We start from the raw sequence: 19,665 nt of genomic DNA on the forward strand, positions 1-19,665 counted from the left end.
CCAGGCCCACCAGGATCTGCCGTTCGAGCAACTGGTCGATGCGCTGCAACCAGAACGCAGCCTGAGCCACAGTCCGCTGTTCCAGGTGCTGCACAACCACCAGAGCCAGGCCCGTCAGGCCGAAGGCGCCACGCGTCTGTCGAAGATCGAGATCGAAGGCCTGAGCTGGGTCTCGCACACCGCGCAGTTCGACCTGACCCTCGACACGTTCGAATCGGCGGACAACGTCTGGGCCGAACTGACTTACGCCACCGACCTGTTCGACGCGGTCACCATGGAACGTCTGGCGCAGCACTGGACCCATCTGCTGCACGGCATCGTCGCCGATTGCGCCCAGCGCATCGCCGAGCTGCCGTTGCATGACGCGGCTGAACGTCAGGCAACGCTGTTGCAATGGAACCCGGCCGTGGCCGATTTCCCGAGCGAGGCGTGCCTGCATCAACTGATCGAGGCGCAGGCTGCGCGTGCGCCGCAAGCGGTGGCCGTGACTTACGGCGAGAAGGCCCTGAGCTACGGCGAGCTCAACAGCCGCGCCAACCAGTTGGCCCACAAGTTGATTGCCAGCGGTGTCGGGCCGGACGTACGCGTCGGTCTGGCGGTGGAGCGCAGCCTGGAAATGCTCGTCGGCCTTCTAGCGATCCTCAAGGCCGGCGGCGCCTATGTGCCGCTTGATCCGACCTATCCGGAAGATCGTCTGGCCTACATGATCGGCGACAGCGGCATCGCTTTGCTGCTGACCCAGAGTCATCTGCTCGGCCGTCTGCCGGTGCCGGATTCGGTGCGCAGCGTGATGCTCGATCAGGAACGCGACGGCCTCGAAGGCTACAGCGACAGCAACCCGCAGGTGTCCATGAGCCCGGACAACCTGGCTTACGTGATCTACACCTCCGGTTCCACCGGTCAGCCGAAAGGCACCTTGCTCGCCCATCACAACGTGCTGCGCCTGTTCAAGGCCACCGATGCCTGGTTCGATTTCGGTCCGCAGGATGTCTGGAGCCTGTTCCATTCCTACGCGTTCGACTTCTCGGTCTGGGAAATCTTCGGCGCGCTGCTGTACGGCGGCAAACTGGTGGTGGTGCCTTACGAGACCAGCCGTTCACCGGAAGATTTCTACGCCTTGCTGTGCCGTGAAGGGATCACCGTCCTCAACCAGACGCCGTCGGCATTCAAGCAACTGATGCAAGTGGCGTGCGCCCCGGAACATGCGGCGGCGCAACCGGCCCTGCGTTACGTGGTGTTCGGCGGCGAGGCGCTGGAGGTCAAGAGCCTGCGCCCATGGTTCGAGCGCTTCGGCGATCAGGCCCCGCAACTGATCAACATGTACGGCATCACCGAAACCACGGTCCACGTGACCTACCGGCCGATCTCGCTGGCCGACCTGCAACGCGATGCCAGCAGCCCGATCGGCGAGCCGATTCCGGACTTGTCCTGGTACTTGCTCGACGGCGACCTGAACCCGGTGGCCAAGGGTTGCATCGGCGAGCTGTACGTCGGTCGTGCCGGTCTGGCCCGGGGTTATCTGAACCGTCCGGACCTGACCACGCTGCGCTTCATTCCCGATCCGTTTGCCGCCGATGGCGGTCGTCTGTACCGCACCGGTGACCTTGCGCGCTACCGCGCCGACGGCGTGATCGAATACATCGGCCGGATCGACTATCAGGTGAAGATTCGCGGCTTCCGCATCGAACTCGGCGAGATCGAAGCGCAGCTGCTCGAACAGTCCGCCGTGCGTCAGGCCGTGGTGTTGGCGCAACCGGGCCTCAGTGGTCAGCAACTGGTGGCGTACCTGGTGCCGAGCGACGCTGCATTGCTCGATGCCGACGCTGCCGAACAGGGCCTGTGGCGTGACAGTGTGCGGGCCGCGCTCAAGGAAAACCTGCCGGATCACATGATCCCGGCGCACCTGTTGCTGCTCGAACAATTGCCGCTGACCGCCAACGGAAAACTCAACCGCAGTGCCTTGCCGTCGCCGGATGCGAGTCAGGCGCAGCAGGCGTATCAGGCACCGCAAAGCGAACTGGAACAGCGTCTGGCCGAGATCTGGCAGGACGTGCTGAAGCTGCCGCAAGTCGGTCTGAACGACAATTTCTTCGAGCTGGGCGGCGATTCGATCATCTCGATTCAAGTGGTCAGCCGCGCCCGTCAGGCCGGTATCCGTCTGAATCCCAAAGACCTGTTTCAGCACCAGACCGTGCAGCGTCTGGCGCTGGTCGCGCAGATCGGCGACAGCGAGTCGACCATCGATCAGCAACCGGTCACCGGCCCGGCGTTGCTGCTGCCGATCCAGCAACATTTCTTTGAGGACGAAATCCCCGAGCGTCACCACTGGAACCAGTCGGTGCTGCTCAAACCGCGTCAGCCGCTGGTGGCCGAAAAGGTCGAGCAAGCGTTGCGCGCGCTGGTCATCCATCACGATGCCTTGCGCCTGAGTTTCAGCCAGCAGGGCAACGTCTGGCAGGCCGAACATCTGGCGGTCGACGCCTTGTCGCAAGACCTGCTTTGGCAGGAAACCATTGCCGACATCGCGGATCTTGAAGCTTTGGGCAACCGCGCCCAGCGCAGCCTCGACCTGCAAAACGGCCCGTTGCTGCGTGCGGTGCTGGCGAATCTGGCCGATGGCAGCCAACGCCTGTTGCTGGTGATTCATCACCTGGCGGTGGACGGCGTGTCGTGGCGGATTCTGCTGGAAGACCTGCAAACCGCGTATCAGCAAGCCAGCAACGGGCAGGCCCTGAGCCTGCCGGCCAAGACCAGTGCCTTCAAGGACTGGAGCGAACACTTGCAGCGCTACGCCAACAGCCCGGCGTTGCAGGAAGAACTGGCCTACTGGCAGGCGTGCCTGAGCGACGTCAGCACCGATCTACCGTGCAAGCGTCTCGATGCCGGCCAGCAGAATCGTCTGGCGCAAACCGTGCAGACTCGCCTCAGCGCGGAGCTGACCCGGCAACTGCTGCAAGAAGCCCCGGCGGCCTATCGCACCCAGGTCAACGATTTGCTGCTGACCGCGCTGGCCCGGGTGATCGGGCGCTGGAGCGGGCAGCCGTCGACGCTGATTCAATTGGAAGGGCATGGTCGCGAAGAGCTGTTCGACGGCGTCGACCTGACCCGTACCGTGGGCTGGTTCACCAGCCTGTTCCCGGTGCGCCTGACCCCGGCCGAAGGCGCGGGCGATTCGATCAAGCGGATCAAGGAACAACTGCGCTCGATCCCGAACAAGGGCATCGGTTTCGGTGCGCTGCGTCACCTCGGTGATGCCGACGCGCAAAGCAGCCTGAAGGCGTTGCCGACCCCGCGCATTACCTTCAACTACCTCGGTCAGTTCGACGGCAGCTTCGAAGCCGATGACGGCGCGCTGTTCGCGCCGGCGCCGGACAACGCTGGTATGGAGCAAAGCCCGGATGCGCCGCTGGGCAACTGGCTGACCCTCAACGGTCAGGTGTATGGCGGTGAGTTGAGCGTCGGCTGGACCTTCAGCGAAGAACGTTTCGACAGCGCCACCATTGAAGCGCTGGCCCGCGACTACGCCGATGAACTCGCCGCGCTGATTGGCCACTGCCTGACGCCGGGCGTGGAAGGCCTGACCCCGTCGGACTTCCCGCTGGCGGGTCTGAGCCAGGCTCAGCTCGACGGTTTGCCGACTGCGCCGCGTCTGGTCGAAGACATTTATCCACTGTCGCCGATGCAGCAAGGCATGTTGTTCCACACCCTCTACGCGCAGCAGTCGGGCGATTACATCAACCAGATGTGCGTGGCCGTGGATGGTTTGCAGGTCGAGCGTTTCCGCGAGGCCTGGCAAGCGGCGATGGACAGCCATGACGTGCTGCGCAGCGGTTTCGTCTGGGAAGGTGATCTGCCCCATGCGCTGCAAGTGGTGCACAAGGGGTTGCAGGTGCCGTTCAGCGTGCTCGACTGGCGTGAGCGCAGCGACCTGGAACAGGCCCTGAGCGAGCTGGAACGTGCGCAGCGTCAGCAGGGTTTTGACCTGCACGCGGCCCCGTTGCTGCGGTTGGTGGTGGTGCGGGTGGCAGCCGAGCGCTTCCATCTGATTTACACCTCGCACCACATTCTGATGGACGGCTGGAGCAACTCGCAGTTGCTCGGCGAAGTCCTGCAGCGCTACCACGGCCAGGCGCCGGTGAGCGGGGCCGGGCGCTATCGCGATTACATCCAGTGGCTGGCGCAGCAGGACGCGCAGGTCACGGAGCACTTCTGGAAGGGCCAACTGGCCGATTTCGACATGCCGACCTATCTGGCCGATGCGGTGCCGCACAGCGCGGACAGCTCGGTGGCAGGCCAGGGCGAGCACCTGCTCACGCTCGACACTGGCGCGACCGCTGAACTCAACCGTTTTGCCCGCGTGCAAAAGGTCACGGTCAACACCCTGGTGCAGGCCGCGTGGCTGTTGCTGTTGCAGCGCTACACCGGGCAGGACACGGTCGCGTTCGGCGCCACGGTCTCGGGTCGTCCGGCGCAGTTGAGCGGCGTCGAAGGCCAGATCGGCCTGTTCATCAACACCTTGCCGATCATCGCCAGCCCCCGTGCCGAACAGCCGTTGTCGCAATGGCTGCAACAGGTGCAGGCGCAGAATCTGTTGCTGCGCGAGCAGGAACACACGCCGCTGTTCGACATTCAGCGCTGGGCCGGGCAGAGCGGGGAGGCGTTGTTCGACAACATTCTGGTGTTCGAGAACTACCCGATTGCCGAAGCCTTGCAACAGGCCGCATCGGATGATCTGCGCTTCGGCGAGGTCGACCGCTACGAGCAGACCAACTATCCGCTGACGTTGATGGTCAACCTCGACCAGCAGCTGACCGTGCACTTCAGCTATCAGCGCACAAGCTTCGCCGCCGAGACCGTGGTCAAACTGGCCGCGCAGCTGCAACACCTGCTGACGCGCCTCGACCTCAGCGCCGAAGGCTGCCTGGGCGAATGGAACCTGCTGGAAGCGGCGGACGAGCAACGGATCGTGCATGACTGGAATCCGGTGGAGGCCAATGCCCTCGAAGCGCTGTGCATCCACCAGGCCATCCAGCGTCAGGTGGCTGCCCAGCCGGACGCGCGGGCCGTGACCTTCGGTCATCAGTCGTTCACCTATGCCGACATCGACACCCGGGCCAATCGTCTGGCTCACCGTTTGATCGATTGCGGGGTCGGCCCGGAAGTGCGGGTCGGCGTGGCCATGCAGCGTTCCGATCAACTGTTGGTGGCGCTGCTGGCGGTGCTCAAGGCCGGCGGCACCTACGTGCCACTGGACCCTGATTACCCGGCGGATCGGGTCGCTTACATGCTCGAAGACAGCCGCGCCCGGGTGCTGCTGACTGAAACCGAGGTGGCCGCGATTCTGACGGTCGGTGGCGATACGCAAGTGTTGCTTCTGGATCAACTCGACCTGTCGGCCAACAGTGCGATTGCGCCGGTCACGGACGTGCGCGCGGACAATCTCGCTTACGTGATCTACACCTCCGGTTCCACCGGCAAGCCGAAGGGTGTTTCGATCACCCACAGCAACGTGATGGCGCTGAGCGACTGGTCGAAGAACACCTACAGCCGCGATGACATTCAAGGCGTGCTGGCTTCGACCTCGGTCTGTTTCGACCTGTCGGTGTGGGAGCTGTTTGTCACCCTGGCCAACGGCGGCTCGCTGATCATCGCCCGCAATGCGCTGGAACTGCCGCAACTGCCGGCCCGCGATCAGGTGCGTCTGATCAATACCGTGCCGTCGGCGATCAATGCCTTGCAGGACGGCGGCGACATTCCGGCGGGTGTGCGGCTCATCAATCTGTGCGGCGAAGCGCTGAAGCAGAATCTGGTGGACCTGCTTTACAAACAGGCGAGCATCGAAGACGTCATCGACCTGTACGGCCCGTCGGAAGACACCGTTTATTCCACCTGGACCCGTCGTGAGGCGGGTGGCACGGCCAACATCGGCCGGGCGATGGCGCGCACCGCGAGTTACGTGCTGGGCGGCGATCTGCAACCGGCGCCACTGGGCGTGTCGGCCGAGCTTTACCTGGCCGGTGCCGGCCTCAGCCGAGGCTATCTGGGCCGGGCGGCGATGACCGCCGAGAAGTTTGTGCCCAACCCGTTCGCCGGCCATGGCGAGCGCATGTACCGCACCGGCGACCTGACCCGTTATCAGGCCGACGGCACCTTGCAGTACGTCGGGCGTATCGACCATCAGGTGAAGGTGCGCGGTTTCCGTATCGAGCTGGGCGAAATCGAGGCCCGTCTGTTGCAGATCGAGCGCGTCAGCCAGGCACTGGTGGTGGCGCAACCGATCGCTTCCAGCCATCAACTGGTGGCGTACGTGGTGATGGACGATGCGGCGGTGGCGAACGCCGATGCTGCCGCGCAAACCTTGCTGCGCGAAGACTTGAAGACGCAGCTCAAGGCGAACCTGCCGGACTACATGATCCCGGCGCACCTGTTGTTCCTCGCCAGCCTGCCGCTGACACCGAACGGCAAGATCGATCGCAAGGCCTTGCCGGGCGTCGAGAGTGTGGTTTCGGCCGGAGACTTCGTGGCGCCGGTCGGTGAGCTGGAACAGCAGATCGCAGCGATCTGGCAGAACGTGCTGGAGCTCGATCAGGTAAGCCGCGAAGACCACTTCTTCGAGCTGGGCGGGCACTCTTTGCTGGCCACTCAGGCAGTGTCGCGCTTGCGTCAGTTGACCACCGGTACGCTGGGTCTGCGGGATCTGTTCAACCATCCGCGCCTCAAGGATCTGGCGGCGTGGATGAGTCAGGCCCAGGCGCCGACGGCTGCCGACGCTGGCAGCCAGGCCTTGCCGCTCAAGGCCTTTGGCGCCAAGTCGACGGCACCGTTGTCGCTGGTGCAGCGCCGCTTGTGGGTCGCCGAGCAGTTGTCCGGCGGCAGTTCGGCGTACGGCATGCCGCTGGCCTTGCGCTTGCGCGGCGAGCTGTCGACCGAGCGGTTCATCAGCAGCTTCGCCGAAGTGGTGCGCCGTCATGAGGTGCTGCGTACCGCGTATTCTCAGGACGATGAAGGTGATCCGATCGCCTTGATCGCCGAGCAGGTCGACGTCGATTTCCCGGTGCTCGATCTGTCCGGTCTGTCGCGCAGTGCCCAGGAAGAACAAGTGGCGCAGGCGGTGCTGGACAACGCGCACACGCCGATCGACCTGGAGCAGGCGCCGCTGTGGCGCGGGCGCATCCTGCACCTCTCGCCGACCGAGCATGTGCTGCTGTTCTCGATGCACCACATCATCTCCGACGGCTGGTCGATGGGCGTGCTGGTCAACGAGCTGGTGCAAATCTACGAGCTGAGCAAGGCGGGCGACCACACGCCGTTGCCGGCGCTGGACGTGCAGTACTCCGACTTCGCCCTGTGGCAACAGGAACTGGAGCGCGCAGGCGTTCTCGGTCAGCAGGCGGCTTACTGGAAAGACCGGCTCGACGGTTACAGCGGGCAGCTGAACCTGCCACTGGACAAGCCGCGCGGGGCGGTGGCGTCGTACGACGGCGATGCCGTGCAGTTCCGTCTGCCGGCGGATCTGAGCCAGGGCTTGCGCAAGGTCTCCACCGACGCCGGGGTGACGCTGTACAGCACGCTGCTGGCGTCGTTCCAGGTGCTGTTGCATCAGTTCAGCGGCGGTGACGATGTGCTGGTCGGCGCGGACGTTGCCGGGCGTGAGCAGCCGGCGCTGGAACGTCTGATCGGCTTCTTCGTCAACGTGTTGCCGCTGCGTTCGCGCTTCGAGGCGCACAGCGCGTTCTCGGACTTCCTGGCCCGCACGCAGGACAACCTGCTCGGTGCGCTGGAGCATCAGGACCTGCCGCTGGACATGATCGTCGAAAGCTGTGGCGTGCCGCGTCACAAGGGCATGAACCCGCTGGTGCAGGTCTTGTTCGTGATGAACAACCTGCCGGGGCGCACGCAATCGATGGGTGGCTTGAGCGTTGAACCGCTGGCGGCGTTGCAGACCCATTCTAAATTCGACATGGCATTGTTCGTTGACGAAGAAGAAGGGCAATTGCTGGGTAATTGGCAATTCGCCACAACCTTGTTCGGACACGAGCGCATTCAGTACCTGGTGAAGGCCTGGATAGCCCTGTTGGAACAGATCGTCGCTGATCAGGACATTCAATTGGGAGCTATCAGCATGCCAGTCGACAATTTCGCAGTGGCCGCCAAACCCGCTGCGCCCGGACCCAAGGCCGACAAACTGGGCAGGTTCCTCAAGCGCGGCGCCGCCCCGGTGGCCAAGGTTCGCCCGGCCCCGGTACGCGAATCGCTGATCGCGGCACCCCAGCCGTTCCCGCTGCTGGTGGAGCCGAACGAGCCGCAACTGGACTTGATCGAATGGATCAAGAACAACCGGCCGCTGATCGAAGAAAAACTCGCCACCCACGCCGGCATCCTGTTCCGTGGTTTCGAACTCGATGGCATTCAGGGTTTCGAAGCGTTCGCCGAAGCGATTCAACCGGGCCTGTACGGCCAGTACGGCGACCTGCCGAAGAAGGAGGGCGGCAAGAACACTTACCGCTCAACGCCGTACCCGGAACGCAAGATGATCCTGTTCCACAACGAGAGCTCCCACCAGGACCGCTGGCCGCGCAAGCAGATGTTCTATTGCGAGGTGGCTGCACCGGTGGGCGGTGCGACGCCGGTGGTGGATTGCCGGTTGATGTACGAAAAACTGCCGGCCGACCTGCGTGACAAGTTCGAGTCCAAGGGCCTGCTGTACGTGCGCACGTTCACCGACAACCTCGATGTGTCGTGGCAGCACTTCTTCAAGACCGAAGACCGCGCCGAAGTCGAAGCCCGTTGCCGGGCCGGCGGCATCGAGTGGCGCTGGCTGGAGAACAACGAACTGCAAACCCGCACACCGGGGCCGGCGATCATTCGTCACCCGATCACGGGCGCCAAGTCGTTCTTCAATCAGGTGCAGTTGCACCACATCTACTGGCTGGAGCCGGATGTGCGTGAGGACCTGTTGTCGATGTTCGGGCCCGAGCGCATGCCGCGTCACGTGTACTACGGCGACGGTACCCCGATCGAAGACGAAGTGATGCAGCGCATCGGCGATCTGTACGAGGAGTGCGCCGTACGTTTCGACTGGCAGAAAGGCGACGCGATCCTGCTCGACAACATGCTCGTGGCCCATGCCCGTGATCCGTTCGAGGGGCCGCGCAAGATTGTCGTGGCGATGGGCGACATGTACGACCACAGCAGTCTTGAACGTGCGCCGGCCGCCGGGCAAACCGCCCCGGGCGCAGTGAACACCGAGGAAACCGGAGCATGAACGAGGTCATGATGGACACGCAGGAAAGCGGATTCGCCCTGACGCCCGAGCAGCAGGCGCTGCTGGAGCAACTGTCGAACACGGCGACCTGCGGTGAGGCATTGCGCTGGTTGAGTGTGACCCTGGAGGGCGACCTCGATCCGCAAAGCCTGCAGGCCGCTTTCGATACGCTGCTGGCGCAACAGCCGATGTTGCTGGCGCAATTGAACAAGGTCGCCGGTTTCCATGGCTTGCGCCAGAGCGCGATCCCGGCCGTCCGTTTTCCGCTGACGATTCAGGCAACCGAGCAGGGTGTCGAGGACGTTCAGGCGCAGATCGAAGAGTCGATGGGCCGTGCTTTTGTGGTCGGCGAATCGGCGGGTGTCCAGGCGATGCTTTATCGACTGGCGCCGCAGCAATGGCAGTGCCTGATCGGTATCGCTCGCCACAGCGCCGATGCGCAATCGCTGAATCTGCTGCTGGAGCAGGTGCAGCAAGCCTACGCCGGTGCCGAGTCTGCCGAAGATGAGGCGCCGGGCGAGTTCAGCCAGTACCTGGAATGGCGCAGCGAAGTGGTGCTCGACGAAGACGCGACCACGGCGCGGGCTTATTGGCAGCAACTGCTGCAAGGTGCCCAGGTCGACATCGCCACGCCCTGGCTGGCCGCCCGCAGTGCAAGTCAGGCAACGGCCGGCGCCGACTCGCGCCTGTCACTGACGCTGCAACCGGCGCAACGCGCAGGTTTGCAGGCCCTGGCCGAGCAGCTCGGCCAGCCCGTCGCAACGCTGTTGCAAGGTGCCTGGTGGGTGTTGCTGGGCCGCTTGAGCGGGCTTGAGCAGGTGCTGGTCGGTGTACGCCACGACAGCCGCAGCGACTATGAATACTTCGCCAGCGCCGTAGGTGTTTTCGAGAAAACCTTGCCGCTGTCGGTGTCGTTGCCGGCCGGCGCAGCCTTCAGCGACTGGCTGGTGGAACTGGCCGCAGGCCTCGAAGAACACCGCACCTGGCAGGAATACTGGACCCCGGATCTGGCTCCCGACGCGGCGCGCCCGGCCTACGGCTTTACGCTTGGCCAGGCCGGTCGCAGCGGCAACAGCGGCGGTTTGCGCTGGACGGTGTCGGATGCCTTGCCGGTGCAGCCCGATGCCTTTGAATGCTTGTTGCAGGTGCAACTGGACGACGCACAGCAACCGGCGGCGGTGGAACTGCGGTACGCGAACTCGCGTTATTCGCCGGCAGCCGCGAGCGTGGTGCTGGAGCAGTTCGGCGTTCTGCTGGATTCGATCCTCGCCGCCCCGCACACCCCGCTGGCGCAGCTCAACCTGCTTGGTCATGCCGAAGAGCAGCGTTTGCTGGCCATCAATCCGTCTGCGCAGCCATTGGCCGACAGCCGTTTTCTGCCGCAGCGCATCGCCGATCTGATGCTGCGCACCCCGGATGCGATTGCCCTGACCGACGCCGGACAGTCATTGAGCTACGGCCAGTTGCAAGTTCGCGTGGACAGCGTTGCGCAAGGTCTCAAGGCGCAGGGGCTGGGTGAGGGCTCGATCATTGCGCTGGCGCTGCCGCGCTCGGCGGATCTGGTGATCGCCATGCTGGCGAGCTGGCGCATCGGCGCGGCCTATCTGCCGCTGGATGTGCAATGGCCGCAGGCACGTCAGGCCTTGATGCTGGAACAGGCCGGCGCCGCACTGTTGCTGACCGACGCCGCGCATCTGCCGGCCTGGCAGGGGCAGCCGCACAAGGCGTTGACGCTGGCAGATGTCAGCCAGTCGAGTGCAGCATTGCCGGCGCTCGCCACCCAAGGCCACGACATCGCGTATGTGCTGTTTACCTCCGGCTCCACCGGTGTGCCGAAAGGCGTGGTGATCGAGCATCGGCAATTGCTGAACTACACGGCTCAGGCCAGTCAGGCCCTGGGGCTGGAACAGTGCCGCAACGTCGGTTTCAGTTCGACGGTGGCGGCGGACCTGGGCAACACCGCGTTGTTCGGTGCGTTGTTCAACGGGGCCACGCTGCACGTTGCCAGCGATGAGCAGATGCAGGACGGCGCGCTGTTCGCCGAGTACCTGCAACAGCAGCAGATCGACTGCCTGAAGATCGTGCCGTCGCACCTCGCCGCGCTGCTCGACAGCGAGCGGGCAACCTTGCCGCGCACCCTGGTGCTCGGCGGCGAGCCGATTGCCCCGACCCTGATCGAGCGCATTGCGCGGTTGCGCAGCGACTGCCGGGTGTTCAACCACTACGGTCCTACCGAAGCGACGGTCGGGGTCATGGTTCATCCGCTGGATCTGCACGGCGCTGCCGGCGATTGTTCGGCGCTGACTCAGGTGTTGGGCAACAACCAGGTTTACGTGCTGGACGCGCAGTTGCGTCTGGCGCCGGCCGGTGTGCTGGGCGAGTTGTACCTGGGTGGTGCGCAGTTGTGCCGTGGCTACCTGAATGCCGAAGCTGATGAGCAGACGTTCATTCAGAGCCCGTTTGATCCGGCGCAGCGTCTGTATCGCAGCGGCGACCTGGCGCGCTATCGCGTGGACGGCGGCATTCAGTTGCACGGTCGGCGCGATCAGCAGGTCAAGGTGCGTGGCTTCCGCATTGAACTGGCGGAGATCGAAGCCGAGCTGCTGCGTCTGGCGCCGGTGGCCGAAGCGCTGGTGCTGCCGGCCGCGTCCGCCGAGCAGGGATTGCTGGCCTTTGTCGTCGCGCATCAGGGCCTGTCGGCGGGTTTGCTGGACGCTGCACGCGCCGAACTGAGCGCACGTCTGCCCGGCGTGATGGTGCCGCAGCATCTGCAATTGATCGACCGTTTCCCACGGTTGGCCAACGGCAAGATCGACCGCAAGGCATTGCAGCAGCTGGCGGGCAGGGCGGCGGATGACGAAGGTGTCGCGCCGCGCGATGCACTCGAGCAATTGCTGGCCTCGCGCATGGCGCAGTTGCTCGGGCTCGAGCGGCTGGGCGTTGATCGCGATTTCTTTGCCGCCGGTGGCCATTCGTTGCTGGTGATCAAGCTGGTGGCCGGGATTCGCAAGTTGCTGCAGTGCGAAGTTCATCCGGGGCTGGTCTTCGATCATCCGACCGTGGCGTCGTTGGCCATGGCGTTGCGGGCGGTGGAAAGCACCCCGGGCCAGTTGGAGAAAATGGCCCAGGTACGCCTGCGCATGGACGCGATGAGCCCCGAGGAAAAGGCCCGCCTGGCCGAGCAGGCGCGGCAGCTGCAAGCCGCCAAGGCTGCGCAAGGCAGCTGACATGGCATGAAACAAAAGGCCGTCGCCCAACAGCGTCGGCCTTTTTTTTAACTTTTTGCGCTAATGATAAATAAACTCATTCCGGTTTTTTGGAGGTGCTGCGTCTTACTAAGGTATGTGGGCAAATCGGGTCGGGCAGGGCAGCCAGGTCACCGGATTTGTTCAGCGAAAAATTTCGCCGTTGTCCAGCCAGATGACCGTGCCCGGGGAGGGGCCGGTCGACCGCGCACTGACAGATCGCCCGAGGGCCATCGAGTGCGCGGCTCACTTGTGCAGACAGCGGCGGGCCCTTCGGCCCAATGGATTTCCACTTCTACCAATAATAGAGAGCACGATGTCAGCAATTCATGAGTTGAAACCTCTGTTCAAGGCACTCGTCATGTCCCGCGGGCTGCGTTCGCGCCGAGTGTTGACCGGTCTGGGGCTGGTCTGCGTATTGCCGCTCAGCGCTCAAGTGATGGCTGAAGACGTCAGCATCAATATCCCGGCGCAATCGCTGCCACAGGCATTGCAGGCGTTCGGTCAGCAGACCAACCAGCAAGTGATCTACAACGCTGACGACATGGCCGGACTCAAGAGCCACGCGGTCAGCGGCAAGATGAGCCCGCAGGCGGCCATCGCCGAATTGCTCCGCGGCACCGGCGTGCGTTACAGCATCGAGGGCAACACCCTGATGCTGGTGCGCGGCACGGCCACACAGGGCCTGGAACTGGGCGCGACCAACATCAGTGCGCAACAGGTCGGGGCAACCACCGAAGGCAGCAACTCGTACACCTCCAACGCCGTCACGATCGGCAAGGGCACTCACACCCTCAAGGAAATTCCGCAGTCGGTCACCGTGATGACCCGCAAGCAGATGGACGATCAGGACCTGGTCGACCTCAAGGACGCGCTGAACCAGACCACCGGCATCGTCGGCCTGCAGGGCGTCGGCAAGGGCATCATCATCTCTTCGCGCGGTTTCCAGATCGACGACTGGCAGTACGACGGCGTGCCGATTCCACGTAACAACTACTCGCTGGGCAACTGGGCGACCCAGGACCTGATCTTCTTCGACCGTCTGGAAATCCTGCGCGGCGCATCCGGCCTGTTGCAAGGGACCGGCAGTCCTGGCGGTGCCATCAACCTGGTGCGCAAACGCGGTCAGGCGGCACCGACCGTGAGCATCACCGGCAAGGCCGGCTCGTGGGATCACTACGGCCTGCAACTGGACGCGGGCGGCCCGCTGAACCAGGCCGGCACTATCCGTGGCCGTCTCGTTGCCGATGAAGACCAGAGCGATTCCTTCGTCGACTACGAATGGAGCAAGACCCACTCGCTGTACGGCTCGCTGGACTTCGACCTGAGTGACGACACCACCCTGGGCCTGGCGGTCAGCCGCACCGAGGCCGAGTCGCGTCCGATGATCCGTGGCCTGCCGCGTTACGCCGACGGCAGAATGCCGGACGTTTCGCGTTCGACCTACGGCGGTGCCAAATGGAACCACTCGCAGATCAACGTCACCACCCTTTACGCTGACCTCGAACACCGTTTCAACGACGACTGGGCGTTCAAGGTCGGTGCCGTGCAGATGACCGAAACCAACGAGTCGAAAAGCCAGCGTCTGCAAAGCTCCGGTGCCGGTCTCAAGCCTGACGGCAGCGGTATTCAGTACGCCGATTTCATCACCGACTTCGACTCCACCAAGGTCGGTCTCGACATGAACCTCACCGGCAAGTTCGAAGCCTTGTCGATGCAGCAGGAAGTCATGATCGGCGGCAACTACTCCCAGCTGGAGACGGATGACCAGCTCGCCCGTACCTTCAACAACAACGCCACCGACACGATCTTCAACGTCAATAACGATCGTCCGGATATCAGCTACGACAGTCTGCTCAACACCGCCGGCGGCCGTGCCACCGACAGCAAGTACGATATTCGTCAGAAAGGTCTGTACGGCACCTGGCGCGTCAAACCGGTCGACGACCTGACGCTGGTGCTGGGTTCGCGCGTCAGCTGGTATGACTACAGCTACAAGTCCAAGAACCGTGCTGCCTTCAGCGATGAATACGTCGCTGCCGACCCGAGCAAAACCAACGAAACCGGTGAAGTCACCCCTTACGCCGGTATCGTCTACGACCTGAGTCGCGAGTGGGCGGTGTATGCCAGCTACACCGACGTGTTCCAGCCGCAGACCGTGCGCGATGCCAACGGCACGATGCTCAAGCCGATCATCGGCAGCAACTACGAAATCGGCCTCAAGGGCGAGCTGATGGACGGCCGGGTTAACACCTCCCTGGCGCTGTTCCGCTACGACCAGAAAAACCGTGCGGTCGATGATGTTTCCGGCGGCATGGAATGTGACGGCTGGTACTGCTCCACGGCGGCGGGCAAAGTGCGCAGCCAGGGTCTGGACGCCGAGATCAGTGGTGCTGTGACCGACAACCTGCAACTGTTTGCCGGTTACACCTACAACACCACCAAGTACCTCGACGATCCTGACATGGAAGGTCGCACGTTCAGCACCTGGACACCGAAACACATGCTGCGTGTGTGGGGCAACTACCAGTTCACCGGTGATTTGAACCGTCTGAGCACCGGGCTTGGTTTCACCACTCAAAACCACACCCTGGGCTACGAAGGCTCTTACGAGGTGGCGGGTTACACCGTGTGGAACGGCCGTGTCGCTTACCAGCTGACACCGGAGATCAGCCTGGCGGTCAACGCGAATAACCTGTTCGACAAGAAGTACGTCAACGCGGCGTACAACCAGCTCAGTGGTAACAACAACTTCGGTGACCCACGCAACGTGATGTTCTCCGTGAAGTACACCCCGCAGTTCTGATGCACTGACGGGACACCGAACCGGCCCACGCTCCTGAACAAGGAGGGTGGGCCGGTTTTTTTTGCCCGGAGTTTCTCGCCGGCACCTTGTTGAAACAACGCACACCCGAACAAAACAGCAGGCATGAAAAAACGCAGAGGCCGAGACGTCTGCGTTTTTTGAGTGTTGCCGAAGGATCAGTCCCGCGTCACGCCCTCGCAGGCGAGGAGCACGGATTCAAACGAGTCCAGCAGGCTTTCGCCATAGATCATGCTGCGGTGCGGCAAGGGTGAATGGACGGAACCTTGCAACTGTCCGCTGAGGTTGTACTGGCGCAGCACCTGCTCCGAGTGCAGCACTTGCTCCAGGGTCTTGTGCTGCAACGACCACCAGCAGCTGGCCTTGACCTTGAGAGTTGGCAGCGAGAACGCATCGAAACTCTTGACCAGCCGCTCGTGGATGTCGAACGCCTGGGCGTTCATGATTTCCTGCTTGATGGCCTCCAGGGTGGCGATCATTTCCTGTTCGTCGGTGGCGGCCTGCTGGCTGGCCCACTGATAAAAGGCCTTGAGGCTGGTTGTCGGGTTCTCGGCGATGTAACGCGCCGCCGGCTCTTCCAGATGGGCAAACATCAGGCTGAACATTTCCACGGCAACGGACAGTTCGTTGTCTGCGCTCAGGTACTCGGGGTTGTCTTCCTCCAGAGGTTTGCGTGGCAGATCCGCAGGGAAGATGCTTTCCGGCAGGGTGGTGTCGACCAGACCCAGAAACGTCACCTGTTTGCCCTGGCGCTCCAGTGCTGCAGCCACGTCCATGGCGATCGCGCCACCCAGCGACCAGCCCATCAGGCGGTAAAGGCCGTCGGGGTGCTTTTCGACAATCTGTTCGGTGTATTCGGCAATCATCTCGGGCCAGGTCTGGGTGCTGGCGTCCTTGTCGGCGAAGCCTTTGTGCATGATGCCGAAGGTGCGAGCGTGCTTGCTCAGACGCTTGGCCAGCGGCTGATAACAGAAGACGATGCCGCCGCTCGGGTGCAGGCAGAACAGCGGTGTGGCGGTTGAGGTGGCGCCGGTCAGCTCGACCACGCATTGCACCTGCTGTTGATGTTCCATGCCGATGAACCGGGCCAGCACTTCGACCGTGGGATGCGCGAGCATTTGTTGCAGGGCCAGTTTGATCCCCAGGCGTGTGTTCAAGGCGGAAATGAACTGAATGGCCAGAATCGAATGGCCGCCCAGCTCGAAGAAATTGTCGTCCAGGCTCACGCGCTCGACGTGCAGCGCCTCTTGCCAGAGTTCGGCCAGCGCTGTTTCTAGGGGCGTTTGCGGCGCACGAAACGGCCGCTGCGTCTGATGCAGATCGGGTAGTGGCAGGGCCTTGCGATCCAGTTTGCCGTTGGGGCTCAGTGGCAATGCACTCAGCACCACCAGGTGAGCAGGGACCATGTAGCCGGGCAGACGGTTTTTCAGTTCTGCCTTGAGGGCTTCGCGCAGTTCGTCCTCTGATTGCTCGCTTGCATGCGGCACTACATAGCCGATCAACTGCGTACCGGTCGCGCCTTCGTGGGCGACGACCACGGCTTCACGTACGGCTGGCCATTGCAGCAGGCAGGACTCGATTTCGCCGAGCTCGATGCGGAAACCGCGGATTTTCACCTGGTGGTCGAGGCGCCCGACATATTCGATCACGCCGTCGGCGCCATAGCGGGCCAGATCGCCGGTGCGATAGAGGCGTCCGCCCCGGTTGCTGAACGGGTCCGGGATGAAGCGTTCGGCGGTCAGCTCCGGTCGATTGAAATAGCCCCGCGCGAGCAGGTCGCCGGCAATCATCAGTTCGCCCACGGTGCCGACGGGCACCGGCTGACCGCCGCTGTCGAGCAGGTACACGGCACGACCGGCCAGCGGTCGACCAATCGGCATGGCTTTGGGCAGGGGCGTGCGCCCGGTGACGTAGTCGCTGCAATCGAGCAGCGTGGAGTCGACGGTCGCTTCCGTCGGGCCGTAGACATTGAGCAGACGCACGTGACCGAGACCGGCCTGGCCCCAGGCCGCGACCGCTTCCGGTGGCATGGCTTCGCCGCCGACCACCACCTGACGCAGCGATCCGTAGTCCCGTGGGCCGGCGGCCGCGAAGTCCTTGGCCAGCAAGTTCCAGTACGTCGTGGTCAGTTCGCTGACGGTGAATTTTTTCTCCAGCAACTGCTGATACCAGGTTTCGCTGTCCCAGATGTCCTGCCCGCGCAGCACCACCGAAGCGCCGCAAATCAGCGCCGGGTAGAGCTGATCGACAAACGCATCGAAATTGAACGTGCCGTACTGCAGCAAGCGGTCGGCAGGCGTCAGACCGTGGAACTCCCGACCGATTTGCGCGTGACGGGCCAGTGCGCCGTGAGTGATGCCCACGCCTTTCGGGCGACCGGTGGAGCCCGAGGTGAACATCACGTACGCCAGATTGCTGGCGAAGGTGCGGCAGGGCGGGTTGTCGACAGGTCGGTCATCGAGAGGATCAACCTCATCGACGCACATCACCTTGACCGACGGCGGCGATGGCAGTCGCTCAAGCAGCGAATCCTGCGTCAGCAATACATCCAGGCCGCTGTCTTCGATCATCCAGGTCAGGCGTTCCTGCGGGTAGTCGGGGTCGAGCGGGACATAGACACCGCCGGCCTTGAGCACCGCCAGCAGGCTGATGATCATGTGCGCCGAGCGCTCGACGGCGATGCCCACGCGGACTTCCGGGCCGACGGCGCAGGCGATCAGGGTGTTCGCCAGTCGATTGGCCGCCGAATTGAGCCGGGCATAACTCACGTGCAGGTCATTGACGATCAGTGCCACCGCGTCCGGTGTGGCCAGCGCCTGACGCTCGAACAACTGGTGCACGCCTTCGTCGGGCAAGGCCGAGGCGGGCGGGTTCCATTGTTCGAGCTGCACGCGGCGTTCATCGCGGCTCAGCAGCGGCAGTTCGCTCAGCGCGCGGCGCGGATCTTCGGTGATCGCGTGCAGCAGGTTCTGCCAGTGACCGGCCAGCCGTTCGAGGGTCGCGGGGGTGTACAGGTCGCGGCTGTATTCGAGGCTGGCGTCGATGCGCTCCAGCGAATAGGCGATGTCCAGCGACAGGTCGAATTTGGCCTGGGTCGTGTCCGCCGGAAGGAAGTCCAGCGCCAGGTCGCCCAACATCAGCGGACCCTCGCCGGAGGCCTCGGTGCGCCAGTTGAACAGCGTTTGAAACAACGGATTGATCTGTCCGTTCGCCCGCAGTTGCAGGTCGTCGAAGCTCAGTTCCAGCGGGTAGTCGGCATGATCCAGCGCGGCGAGGGTTTCGCGGCGCAGGCGCTGGAGAAAATCCTGGCACGGCAGCTGTGGATCGATGCGTACGCGGTAGACCTGGGCGCTGACAAAAAAGCCCACCAGCTCTTGGGTTTCGCTGCGATTGCGGCTCGCATTCGGCACGCCGACCGTGAAGTCCTGCTGGTTGCTGTAGCGGCTCAGCAGCAATTGCCAGGCGCCGAGCGCCACCACAAACGGCGTCAGTCCCGACTGTTGGCAGAAGCGGTTCAAATTCTGTGTCAGCGCCGTCGGCAGGCTGAAGTCGTGTTTGCCGGCCGGGTGGGTCTGCTGTTCGTGGCGAGGAAAGTCGGTCGGCAGTTCCAGCGGTGGCAGGGTCTGCCCGAGGTAGTTGCGCCAATAGTCGGCACTGGCGGCACACGCGGCGCTGTCGAGGTATTCGCCGCGTTGCCAGTTGGCGTAGTCGGCGTACTGGATGGCCGGTCGGCGCAGCGGCGACGGATCGCCCGCCACGACCTGTTCGTAGGCCTGCATCAGGTCCTGCATGAGAATGGCGTTGGACCAGGCATCGGAGGCGATGTGGTGCATGTTCATCAACAGCAGGTGTTCGTCGTCGGCGGTCTGCAGCAGCGTCGCGCGCATCAGCGGCGCGGTTTTCAGATCGAAGGGCAGACCGGCCTCGACGGCGATGCGTCGGGCAAGTTCGGGGTCGCGTGTTTCGGCGCTCAGGTGGCGCAGGTCTTCGAAGGCCAGTTTGAGTGTCGCGTGTTCATCGACGACCTGCATCGCCACGCCGTCGATCTCGACGATCGCGCTGCGCAGCACGTCGTGACGTGCGATGACTTTGTTCAGCGCCGCTTGCAGATGCCGGGCTTGCACAACGCCGTTCAGGCGCACGGCACGGGGCAGGTTGTAGGCGGCACTGTCGGGCGTCAGCTGTTGCACGAACCACAAGCGTTGCTGGGCGAAGGAGAGCGGCGCCGGCACTGGGTGAGGGCGGGCCGGGAGGCCTTGAAGTTGCACGCCGGCATCAGCCATCAGCAGCGCCAGCACTTCATCATCGAGTAAGTCGTTCATCGGTCTCTC

The 19,665-nt window shown here is 63.5% G+C and carries 4 protein-coding genes (1 of these 4 cut by a window edge); 3 read left to right on the forward strand and 1 reads right to left on the reverse strand.

Annotated elements, in window-relative coordinates; all coding sequences use genetic code 11:
• The 3 genes from LOY31_RS09735 to LOY31_RS09745 form a co-directional block, all read left to right on the forward strand.
• Nucleotides 1–9,265 carry the 3' portion of a non-ribosomal peptide synthase/polyketide synthase gene (locus LOY31_RS09735; RefSeq protein WP_258713161.1) on the forward strand. It extends 4,283 nt beyond the left edge of the window, so only the last 9,265 of its 13,548 coding nucleotides appear in the window; the start codon falls outside the window, past its left edge; the stop codon is at nucleotides 9,263–9,265.
• Nucleotides 9,262–12,492: an amino acid adenylation domain-containing protein gene (locus LOY31_RS09740; RefSeq protein ID WP_258713162.1), complete on the forward strand. Its 3,231-nt coding sequence runs from the start codon at nucleotides 9,262–9,264 to the stop codon at nucleotides 12,490–12,492. Before LOY31_RS09735 ends, LOY31_RS09740 begins: the two co-directional genes overlap by 4 nt.
• Nucleotides 12,493–12,826: 334 nt before the next feature.
• The gene (locus tag LOY31_RS09745) at nucleotides 12,827–15,316 is read left to right on the forward strand and encodes a TonB-dependent siderophore receptor (protein ID WP_221533016.1); all 2,490 of its coding nucleotides are present in this window, start codon (nucleotides 12,827–12,829) and stop codon (nucleotides 15,314–15,316) included.
• 176 nt (nucleotides 15,317–15,492) lie between these two features.
• Here the strand turns inward: LOY31_RS09745 and LOY31_RS09750 are convergent, their stop codons facing one another.
• On the reverse strand, nucleotides 15,493–19,656 hold the full coding sequence (locus tag LOY31_RS09750) for an amino acid adenylation domain-containing protein (RefSeq protein ID WP_258713163.1): 4,164 nt from the start codon (nucleotides 19,654–19,656) through the stop codon (nucleotides 15,493–15,495).
• Between the last annotated feature and the right edge of the window lie 9 nt (nucleotides 19,657–19,665).

The sequence above is a fragment of the Pseudomonas sp. B21-021 genome, from assembly GCF_024749205.1.
In the GTDB taxonomy this organism is placed as follows: domain Bacteria; phylum Pseudomonadota; class Gammaproteobacteria; order Pseudomonadales; family Pseudomonadaceae; genus Aquipseudomonas; species Aquipseudomonas paraglycinae.

Excerpts from the sequence above, each read along its gene's own strand:
- LOY31_RS09740 (WP_258713162.1), top strand. The coding sequence starts at position 9,262 with ATGAACGAGGTCATGATGGACACGCAGGAAAGCGGATTCGCCCTGACG.
- LOY31_RS09745 (WP_221533016.1), top strand. The coding sequence starts at position 12,827 with ATGTCAGCAATTCATGAGTTGAAACCTCTGTTCAAGGCACTCGTCATG.
- LOY31_RS09750 (WP_258713163.1), bottom strand. The coding sequence starts at position 19,656 with ATGAACGACTTACTCGATGATGAAGTGCTGGCGCTGCTGATGGCTGAT.